This is a genomic window from Falsiroseomonas sp. RANM36 (assembly GCF_056682175.1).
Genome location: NZ_JBWXTD010000003.1, coordinates 272,745 through 282,892, shown reverse-complemented (window position 1 = coordinate 282,892; position 10,148 = coordinate 272,745). Strand labels below are relative to the sequence as shown.

At 71.8% G+C, this 10,148-nt stretch carries 8 protein-coding genes; 3 read left to right on the top strand and 5 right to left on the bottom strand.

Annotation, left to right across the window (positions count from 1 at the left end):
• Window positions 1-76 precede the first annotated feature (76 nt).
• The gene (locus AC1MIR_RS06145) at window positions 77-484 is read right to left on the bottom strand and encodes a hypothetical protein (RefSeq protein ID WP_480027303.1); all 408 of its coding nucleotides are present in this window, start codon (window positions 482-484) and stop codon (window positions 77-79) included.
• Between the two features lie 121 nt (window positions 485-605).
• The gene (locus AC1MIR_RS06140; RefSeq protein WP_480027302.1) at window positions 606-1,352 is read right to left on the bottom strand and encodes an SDR family NAD(P)-dependent oxidoreductase; all 747 of its coding nucleotides are present in this window, start codon (window positions 1,350-1,352) and stop codon (window positions 606-608) included.
• A 124-nt stretch (window positions 1,353-1,476) separates the two neighbouring features.
• On the opposite strand from AC1MIR_RS06140, the gene AC1MIR_RS06135 reads away from it, so the two are divergent.
• From AC1MIR_RS06135 to AC1MIR_RS06125, 3 genes are read left to right on the top strand one after another with little or no spacing between them, the layout of a single operon-like run.
• Entirely contained in the window at window positions 1,477-3,093 is a 1,617-nt protein-coding gene (locus AC1MIR_RS06135; RefSeq protein ID WP_480027301.1) for a thiamine pyrophosphate-binding protein, read from the top strand.
• Window positions 3,090-4,679 carry a hydantoinase B/oxoprolinase family protein gene (locus AC1MIR_RS06130; protein WP_480027300.1) on the top strand — a complete coding sequence of 530 codons (1,590 nt, stop codon included), beginning with the start codon at window positions 3,090-3,092 and terminating at the stop codon, window positions 4,677-4,679. The genes AC1MIR_RS06135 and AC1MIR_RS06130 overlap by 4 nt, the downstream gene beginning before the upstream one ends.
• Window positions 4,679-6,730 (top strand): hydantoinase/oxoprolinase family protein, encoded by a 2,052-nt coding sequence (locus AC1MIR_RS06125; protein ID WP_480027299.1) that lies wholly within the window; start codon window positions 4,679-4,681, stop codon window positions 6,728-6,730. The genes AC1MIR_RS06130 and AC1MIR_RS06125 overlap by 1 nt, the downstream gene beginning before the upstream one ends.
• Before the next feature lie 10 nt (window positions 6,731-6,740).
• Here AC1MIR_RS06125 and AC1MIR_RS06120 read toward each other — a convergent pair whose 3' ends face one another.
• From AC1MIR_RS06120 to AC1MIR_RS06110, 3 genes are all read right to left on the bottom strand, one after another.
• A complete protein-coding gene (locus AC1MIR_RS06120) occupies window positions 6,741-8,183 on the bottom strand; it encodes an amidohydrolase family protein (protein WP_480027298.1) in 1,443 nt (480 codons plus the stop codon).
• Window positions 8,180-9,481, bottom strand: a complete 1,302-nt coding sequence (locus AC1MIR_RS06115) for a TRAP transporter large permease (RefSeq protein WP_480027297.1) — start codon at window positions 9,479-9,481, stop codon at window positions 8,180-8,182. Before AC1MIR_RS06115 ends, AC1MIR_RS06120 begins: the two co-directional genes overlap by 4 nt.
• Before the next feature lie 16 nt (window positions 9,482-9,497).
• On the bottom strand, window positions 9,498-10,148 hold a 651-nt coding region (locus AC1MIR_RS06110; protein ID WP_480027296.1), incomplete at its 5' end, for a TRAP transporter small permease subunit.

Genomic DNA, 10,148 nt, shown 5'->3' with positions numbered 1-10,148 from the left:
GCCCCCCGGCGGGGGGGGGGGGGGGGGGGGGGGGGGGGGGGGGGGGGGGGGGGCGGGGCCGGCCGGGCCCCGGCTCTCACTCGGCCGGCAGCATCGCCGCGCGCCGACGCGGCACGGGCAACAGCAGCAGGTGGACGAGGCGCCCGAGGAACAGCAGCGCTCCGGCCAGCCAGACCATGCCGGCCGCGATGGCAAGCGCCGGCGCCTCATGGATGATCGCGAGATAGATCCCCACGGGGAACGCCAGGGCGGAGCCCGCCGAGACCAGGAACTGCACCAGCGCCAGCCGCCCCTCGGCCAGCGCCGGCCAGGCGCGCAGCGTCAGCCCCATCAGCGCCAGCGAGGCCCAGCCCACCAGGTTGGTGTGCGCATGCACCGGCATCAGGCGGAAATCATGCGCCATGCCCATGCCGATGCCGAGCATGACGCCCGCGACCATGCAGGTGGCGGCGGTGACGAGGAACATGAGGGGAAGGCGTGACATGGACGGGGTCTCTCCCGATGGATTGCCCCGTCCGTATCGCGGCCCGATGTTTCGGGACGATGCCGCCGCAGCCGGAATCGCGTTACGTGCGTGACGGCCGCCGACGCGCACGAAACACGGGTCAGCCCAGCAGCTGGCCGCCATCCACGACGATGGTCTGCCCGGTCACCCAGCGCGCCGCCGGCCCGGCGAGGAACAGCACGACGTCCGCGACCTCCTCCGGCGTGCCGAGGCGGCCGAAGGGGATGGAGCGCAGGATGCGGTCATAGAGCGCCGGATCGGTGCTCCGCCGCTGCTCCCAGCTGCCGCCGGGGAACTCGATCGAGCCGGGCGCGACGGCGTTCACCCGCACGCCGTCCGCCGCGAAGGCCGCCGCCTGGCTCTGCGTGTAGTTGATCAGGAGCGCCTTCACCGCGGCATAGGCCGGCGTGCGCAGCGAGGGGCGGTAGCCGGAGATGGAGGTCACGTTCACGATGCAGCCGCTCGCCGCGCGCAGCAGCGGCGCCGCGGCGCGGCTGGCGCGCACCGTCGCCATCACGTCCACCTGCAGCCCCTTCGCCCAGTCCTCCTCCGTGTCGCGCGACCCGAAGCCGGAGGCGTTGTTCACCAGCACGTCCACCCCGCCCAGCGCCGTCGCCGCCTGCATCACCCAGCGCGCGACCTCGTTCGCCTCCGCCAGGTCGGTGGGCAGCGCGTGGGCGGTGACGCCGCATGCGGCGATCTCGGCGCGCGTCGCCTCCAGCGCCTCCGCGCCGCGCGCGCAGATGGAGACGGCGGCGCCCTGCCGCGCGAAGGCGAGCGCGACGGAGCGCCCGATCCCCTTGCTGCCGCCCGCCACCAGCACGCGCTTGCCCGCGAATGTCGTCATCGTTCCCGCCCTTCCGAGGTGCGGCGCCATGCAAGGCGCGCCGGGGCCGGATGGCAAGCCGCCGGGGTGACGCTGCACGCAACGCGATGCATAACCACCGGCAGCCAAGCGGGGGGAGGGCGCGATGCCGGACGACATGGGGCGGGCCACGGCGCCACAGACGGTGGCCGAGGCATTCCTGGCGGACCTCGCGCGGCGCGGCACGCGGCGGATCTGGGGCGTGCCGGGGGGCGGCTCCTCGCTCGACCTTCTGCTCGGCATGCCGCGCCACGGCATCGACTTCGTGCTGGCGAAGCATGAGGGCGCCGCCGCGATGGCGGCGCTGGCCGATGCGGAGCTGACCGGCGCGCCCGGCGTGGTGCTGACCACCAAGGGGCCGGGCGTCGGCAACGCGCTGAACGGCCTCGCCTGCGCCAGCCTGGAGCGCGCGCCGGTGGTGCTGGTCTCGGATGGCTTCACGCCGCAGCAGATCGGCTGGGTGACGCACCAGGTCTTCGACCAGCGCGCCGCATCCGCGCCCTATGTCGCGGGCTACGCCACGGGCGTTGACGCCGCCGAGGTCGCGGCGCTGCTCGACCTCGCGGAGCGCGAGCGGCGGCCCGTGCATCTCGACCTGACCGGCCCCGCCGCGCGGCGCGTTCCCGGCGCCCGCACCGCGCGGCGCGTGGCGCAGAAGGTTTCGGCCAATCTCGGCTACGGCGCGGCGCTGCTGCTGAATGCGCGCCGCCCCGTGCTGGTGGCGGGCCTTGAAGCGGCGGAGCCCGAAGCGGCGGCAGCGCTGCGCGCGCTGGCGGAAGCGCTGCAGGCGCCGGTGCTGGTGACCTACAAGGCGAAGGGCGTGCTGCCCGATGCGCATCCGCTGCATGCCGGGATCTTCACCGGCGGCACGCTGGAGGCGCCGCTGGTGGAGAGCGCCGACCTGATCCTGACCATCGGCCTCGATCCGGTGGAGCTGATCCTGCAGCCCTGGCGGTATTCCGCGCCGGTGGTGGACATCGCGTTGCGGCCTTTCCCGGTGCGCTATGTGGCGCCCGCGGCGACGCTGCATGGCCCGCTCGCCGCCTCCCTGCGCAGCCTGCACCGCGCCGTGCATCCGCTGGACTGGACGATGACCGAGATCGAGGCGCATCGCGCCACCGCCGGGCAGGCGCTGGCCTGGGAAGGCGATCGTGGTGTCTCGCCGCCCGACATCGTGCGCATCGCACAGCAGGAAGCACGGCGCGCCGGCCTCGCGCCGCGCGTCGCGGTGGATGCCGGCGCGCACATGTTTTCCGCCACCGCCTTCTGGCAATGCGACGCGCCGCGCGACCTGCTGATCTCGAACGGCCTGGCGTCGATGGGATTCGCATTGCCGGCGGGGATCGCGGCGGCGCTGCACGATCCCGCGCGCGGCGCCATCTGCTTTACCGGCGATGGCGGGCTGATGATGGTGGCCGGCGAGCTGGCGACCGCGGCGGCCACCGGCGCGAAGCTGGTGACGGTGGTGTTCAACGACGGCGCGCTCTCGCTGATCGACATCAAGCAGCAGAGCCGGCAGCTGCCGCCCGCCGGCGTGCGCTGGACGCGCCCGGATTTTTCCCAGGTCGCCGAGGGCTTCGGCGTGAAGGGCTTCGTCGCGTCCGATCCCGACACCTACGCCGACACGTTGCGCGCCGCCTTCGTGCATGATGGGCCGTCGCTGATCGACGTGCATGTGGACCCGGCCGGCTATCCGGCGCAGTTGCGGGCGATGCGCGGATGACCATTCCGGCGCTGCGCCTCGGCACCGCCTGGGCGCGCATTTGCGGGCTGATGGACGAAGCCGCGGAAACCTTCGTCCGCACCTCCTTCTCCTCCGTCGTGCGCGACAACTGGGACATGGCGGTCGGGCTGATGGACAGCGCCGGCCGGCAGGTTGCGCAATCCTCCCGCTCCGTGCCGAGCTTCGTCGGCACCATGCCGCGCACCCTCGCCGCGATGCTGGAGCGCATCCCCGCGGCGCGGCTATCACCCGGCGACGTGCTCATCAGCAATGACGGCTATCTCGGCACCGGCCACCTGAACGACATCACCATGATCCGGCCGCTGTTCCTGAAGGGCCGGATCGCCGCCTGGATCGGCAGCACCTTCCACTGCACCGACATCGGCGGCGCGCCGAGCGTCGAGGCGCGCGATTCCTGGGAAGAGGGGCTCACCATCCCCGTCGCGCGCATCCTCCGCGCCGGCGAGGAGAACGAGGACGTCGTCGCCTTCCTCGAGGCCAATCTCCGCATGCCGGAGGAAGCGCTGGGCGACATCCGCGCGCAATTCGCGATGTACGACCAGGCCGCGCCGCGCCTGTTCCGAATCCTGGAGGAGGAGGGAATCCCCGACCTCGACGCGCTCGCCGCCGACATTTTTGGCCGCTCCGAACGCGCGATGCGCGCCGCCATCGCGGCCGTGCCGGATGGCGCGGTGACGGATGAGGTCACGGCCGACGGCTTCGACCACCCGGTGACGATTCGCCTGCGCCTCGCGATCCGGGGCGATTCCATCACGCTGGACTTCAGCGGCACCGATCCGCAGATCGCGCGGCCCGTGAATTCGCCGCTGAATTTCTCGCGCGCCTATTCGAACTACGCCGTGAAATGCGCCTTCGATCCGGCGACGCCCAACAACGACGGCAGCTTCCGGCCCATCACGCTGATCGCACCCGAAGGCTGCATCGTGAACCCGCGCCGTCCCGCGCCGGTCTGGGGGCGGCACCTGACCGGCCACTACCTTCCAATGCTGGTCCTCGCCGCGCTCGGCCGGCTGATCCCGGATCGCGTCATCGCCGAATCCGGCAGCCCGCTGTGGAACGTGTATTTCACCGGCGAGCATGCGGATGGCCGCCGCTACACGCGCATGTTCTTCATGAATGGCGGCCATGGCGCGGCGGCTTCGCATGACGGGCCCTCCTGCCTCTCCTTCCCGTCCAATGTCGCAACGCAGCCCGTCGAGCAGTTCGAGAACGCCGTGCCGATGCTCATCACGCAGAAATCACTGATCCCCGGTTCGGGCGGCGACGGCGCGCGCCGCGGCGGCCTTGGCCAGCGGCTTTCCTTCGAGGTCGTGGGCGAGAAGCCGGTGACGGCCACCTACCGCCATGAGCGCGTGCAGCACCCGCCGCGCGGCCTGCTCGGCGGCGGTGCCGGGCGCGGCGGGCGCGACCTGGTGAACGGCAAGCCCGTGCCGGCCAAGGCGCGCATCGTGCTGCAGCCCGGCGACACGATCACCTTCGAGACACCCGGCGGCGGCGGCTTCGGCGATCCGAGCGCGCGCAGCGCCGAGGATCGCGCACGAGACGTGGCGGAGGGCTACGTCTGATGCAGGCGCCATACCGCATTGGCGTGGACATCGGCGGCACCTTCACCGACCTCGTCCTGCTCGACACGCGCGACGGCCGCCTGTTCAACGGCAAGATCCTCACCACGCCGCACGCGCCCGAGCAGGCCGTGCTGGATGGCATTCGCGGCCTGCTCGCCGAACACGGCGTCGCGGCGAACGAAATCCGCCACGTCATCCACGGCACCACCCTCGTCGCCAATGCGCTGATCGAGCGCCGCGGCGTGAAGACCGGCTTCCTCACCACCCGGGGCTTCCGGGACGTGCAGGAGATCGGTACAGAGCTCCGCCACGACACCTACAATCTGTTCATGCGCCGCCCCGACCCGCTGGTGCCGCGCCGCCTGCGCCTGGAAATCCCGGAGCGCCTGCTGCCCGACGGCCGCATCCGCGCGCCGCTCGACGAAGCCGCGACACGCGCCGCGATCCGCGCGCTGCGCGAGGACGGCGTGAGCGCCATCGCCGTCTGCCTGCTGCACGCCTTCGCCAATCCCGCGCATGAGCGCCGCATCGCCGAACTCGCGGCGGAGGAAGCGCCGGACGTCGCGCTCTGCCTGTCCTCCGACCTCGTGCCGGAGATCGGCGAATACGAGCGCGGCAGCACCACGATCGCCAACGCCTATGTCCTGCCGGTCTTCGCGCGCTACCTCGCGCGACTGGAAGCCGGCCTGCGCGAGGCGGGCATCGCCGGCCCGCTCTTCCTGATGCTGTCGGATGGCGGCACGGTCGCGGGCGCCGTCGCCGCGCGCCATCCGATCCGCCTGGTGCAGTCCGGCCCCGCCGGCGGCGTGCAGGCCGCGCGCGTGATCGGCGCGGCAGCGGACGCACCCGACGTGCTCTGCTTCGACATGGGCGGCACCACGGCGAAGGCCGCGCTGATCGATGGCGGCGAGCCGCAGCGCAGCCTGGATTTCGAGGTCTCCCGCGTTGACCGGTTCCGCAAGGGAAGTGGTCTTCCTCTCAAGGTGCCGGTCGTCGAGATGATCGAGATCGGCGCCGGCGGCGGCTCCATCGCGCGCGTGGACGCGCTTGGCCTGGTGCGCGTGGGACCCGACAGCGCCAGCAGCGATCCCGGCCCCGCCTGCTACGGCCTCGGTGGTACGGAGCCGACCGTGACGGATTGCGACCTGCTGCTCGGCTATCTCGCGCCCCAAAACTTCCTCGGCGGCGCGATGCGGCTGGATGTCGCAGCGGCGGAGGCCGCGGTGCGCGAGACGCTCGCGAAGCCGCTCGGCCTCTCGCCTGTCGAGGCGGCCTTCGCCGTGCATGAGACGGTGAACACCGCCATGGCGCAGGCCGCCGCGATCCATGCGCTGGAGAAGGCGCGGCGGATCGAGGGCTACACGCTGGTGCCCATCGGCGGCGCGGGGCCGGTCCATGCGGTGGAGGTCGCGCGCAAGCTCGGCATCGCGCGCATGGTGGTGCCGGCCGGCGCCGGCGTCGCCTCCGCCTTCGGCTTCCTCGCCGCGCCGATCAGTTTTTCGCTGCTGCGCGGCCAGGTGGCGGCGCTCGCCACGCTCGATCTCGACGCGCTGCGCGCCATGCTTGCGACGATGGAAGCCGAAGGCCGCGCGCTGGTCGCGCAGGCCGGCGTGGACGCGGCCGAAACGCGCATCCGCGCGGCACTGCGCTATGCCGGCCAGGGCTACCAGGTGGAGGCCGATATCGCCGCGCTGGACCACGCGGCGATCCGCGCCGCCTTCGAAGCCGAATACCGCCGCCTCTACGGCCGCGTCGAAGCCAACCTGCCGGTGGAATGCGTCGGTTGGCGCGTCACCGTCAGCGGCCCGACGCCGCGCCTCGATCTCGGCGCGGCACCCGGCGGGACCGGCAATGCGCGCAAGGGAACGCGGTCGGCGTGGTTCGGCGGCCGATTCGTCGAAGCCGCCGTGTTCGACCGCGCGGCGCTCGCGCCCAGCGAGGCCATCACCGGGCCCGCGCTGATCGAGGAGCGCGAGAGCACCCTGGTGCTGCCGCCCGGCGCAACGGCGCGTTGCGACGCGGCGCGGAACCTTGTGGTGGAGATCGGGTAGCGCGCCTGCGTCACGCCCCGAGCGGCAAGGCGAGCGGCATCAGATCGTCGATCGAAGCACCCTCCGGATCGCGCTGCGCGAGCGACGCCGCCAGCCGGTCCTGCTCGCCATGCAGCGCACGTGCGGCCGCTTGCTGATCGATGGTGAGCACGCGGCCATCGGCCACGACCTGTAGCCCATCCACCCAGACGTCACGCACCACGCGCTCCGCGGCCACATGGATCAGGTTGCGCAGCGGGTCGCGCAGCGGCTGCATCGCGGGGTGGTCGAGCGTGCAGCAGACGAGGTCCACCCGCGCGCCCGCCGCCAAGCGCCCGAGATCCGGCCGCCCCAGCACCTCCGCCGCCGCGATCGTCGCCGCGTGGAACACGCGCGCCGTATCGCAGCGATGCCGTGGGCCGGCGGCGGCGCGGGCCAGCAACTCGGCCATGCGCATCTCCTCCAGCAGGTTCTGGGGATGCGTGTCCGTGCCGATCGCGATGCGGATGCCCGCTTCCATGTAGGTGCCGAGGTCGTGCAGCAGCGTGCCGTCGCGCAGGAAGACGGTGGGGCAATGCGCGACCGCCGTGCCGCTTTCCGCCAGCAGGCGCAGATCGTCGCGCCGCGGCCAGACCAGCCAGGGATGCTCGTCGGTGAAGACCGCATGGCCGAGGATGGTGCGCGGCCCGAGGAAGCCGAGGCGATGCAGCCACGCGATCGGCGTCATGTCATGCCGCCGCGTCATGCCGGCGAACTCGGCATAGCTCTGCGCCGCGTGGGTGTGCAGCGGCCGCCCCGTGGCGCGGGCGAGCGCGGCGCTCCGTTGCAGCAGCTCAGGCGTGCAGGTGTCCACCTGGGCCGGCGAGACCATCGCCGAGAGTCGCCCCGAAGGATGCCGCTCCGCCGCCTCCATCACCGCCGCGGCTTCCGCGAAGGCGGCCTCGCCGAGGTCTTCCGCCCACTCGTACTGCGTCTCCTGCCCGGTCTCGGTGAACCAGGACGCCGAGCGGAACATCGGCGCGGCGACGGCGCGGATGCCGCTTTCGGCCAGCACCTCGAGCCATCCCGGATAGGCGTGGCTGAGATCCACCGCCGTCGTCACGCCGCCCGCCAGCAACTCCGCCAGGCCGAATCGCGCGGAGGCAAGCTGCGCCTCCGCATCCGGGAGGAAGGCCTGGCGGAAGCGGTGACGCGAGGAATAGAACAGACGCGGATTGCCGAATTCCTCGACGAAGCCGCGAAAGATCGGCGACTGCGCCGGGTGGCAATGGATGTTGATCAGGCCGGGGATCACGAAGAGCGACGCGCCCTCGATCTCGCGCGCCGCCACGCCCTCCCACCGTCCGCCGACATGGAGGATGGTGTTGCCGGCGAAGGCGACATCGGCGTCGCGCAGATAGACATGCGATCCCCGCGCCGCATCCCAGGCGACGACCCAGGCCGCGCGGCGGATGCAGGTGACCGGGGCCGTCACGACAACAGGCTGGGCAGGAAGCCGACGAAGGCGGGCCAGACGGTCATCAGCGCCACCATGGCGAACATGCAGCAGAGGAAGGGCAGCGTGCCCAGCACCACCTCCCCGATCGTGCCGCGGCCGCGCACGCCCTGCACGACGTAGAGGTTCATGCCCACCGGCGGGGTGATCAGCGCGATCTCGCACATGATCACCAGGAAGATGCCGAACCAGATCGCGTCGTAGCCGAGATGCGAGACGATCGGGAACACGATCGGGATGGTGGCGATCATCATCGCCAGGCTGTCCAGGAAGCAGCCGAGGAAGATGTAGAGCAGCACCAGCAGCAGGATCATCGTCCAGGGATGCACCTCGATGCCGGACATGAAGGCGGAGACCTGCTCCGGCACGCCGAGCACGCCGACGATGAAGTTCAGGTAGAAGGCGGCGACCAGGATCAGCAGCGTCATTGCGGTGACGCCCACAGTGGTCAGCATGGACTGCACCAGCATGTGCACCGAAAGCCGCCCGCTGAGCCCGACCAGCAGCAGCGCGGCCACCACGCCGACGCCCGCCGCCTCGGTCGGCGTCGCCCAGCCGGCATAGATGCTGCCCATCACCAGGATGAAGATGGACAGCGGCGGCAGCAGGTCCTTCAGCCGGCCCACGCGTTCCGCGAGCGGCGCCACCTGCTCCTTGCTGCCGGCGATGGACGGATACAGCACGCTCGCGACCACGATCACCGCCATGAACATCGCGGCCATCAGCAGCCCGGGCAGGAAGCCCGCCAGGAACAGCGCACCGATCGAGGTGTTGGTCAGCGCGCCATAGATGATCATGTTGATCGAGGGCGGGATCAGGATGCCGAGCGTCGCGCCGGAAGCGACCGAGCCGAGCACCCATTTCTCGCTGTAGCCGCGCTTGCGGAAGGCGGGGAACGCCACGGTGCCGATCGTTGCCGCCGTCGCGACCGACGAGCCGGAGATCGAGGCGAAGAGCGTGGAGGCGGCGATGTTGGTGTGCAGCAGCCCGCCCGGCAGCCGGTTCAGCCAGTCCGCCAGCGCCACGTACATGCGCTCCGTCACGCCGCCGCGCACCAGGATCTCGCCCATCAGCACATAGAGCGGGATGGCGACGAGCAGGAAGTTGTTCAGCGTGCCCCACATCATCGTGCCGAAGGGGCGGAACATCAGGTCGCCGAAGAAGAACCAGGCGCCGGCCGCGGCCGTGGCGAACAGCGCGGTGGCGATGTGCAGCCCGAGCATCATCAGCCCGAGCAGGATCAGGAAGCCGACGAGCACGCCTTCCATGCCGATCATGCGCGCGGTCCCCGCATCAGCGCAGCGTCGGCGCGGGACCGCTGCCGCTCCGCTCCTCCTGAAACTCCTCGAGCTCCTCCTGCGTGGTCAGCGGACCGTAGAAGGCGGCGATCCGCTCCGGCGCGCGCAGCAGCAGCCAGGCCGCGTGCAGCGCCTGCGCCAGCGCGCAGACGGCGAAGGCGATGGTGCCGGCCAGCCAGAAGGCCTGCGGGATCCACAGCGGTGTCTGCAACGGCGTGTTCGCCAGGCTGTCGAAGGTCCAGGTTTCCTCGAAGGCGACCCAGGCATGGTCCGCGATGAACACGGCGAAGCCGGCCAGCGTCGCCACCGCCAGCGCATCCAGCGCGCGGGCGATCCGCTCCGGCATGTAGGGCAGCAGGATGTCGATGCGCGTATGCCGCCGGCGCATCAGCGCATAGGCGAGACCGAGCGAGCCGATCAGTGCCAGCGTGTACCCGCCGAGCTCGTCCGTGCCCTGCACGGAGAAGCCCGCGAAGCGCCGCGCCAGCACGTCGAAGCCGATCATCAGCGCCAGCACGAACACCGCGAAGCCGGCGAGCAGCGCAAGGCCGCTCGCCACCCAGTCCAGCAGCCGGAGCGGAAGCGGCGGGCGCCCCCGCGGCCGCCCCCTCGCCGCGGGGCGGCCTGGCGCCCGCCCGGCCCCCCC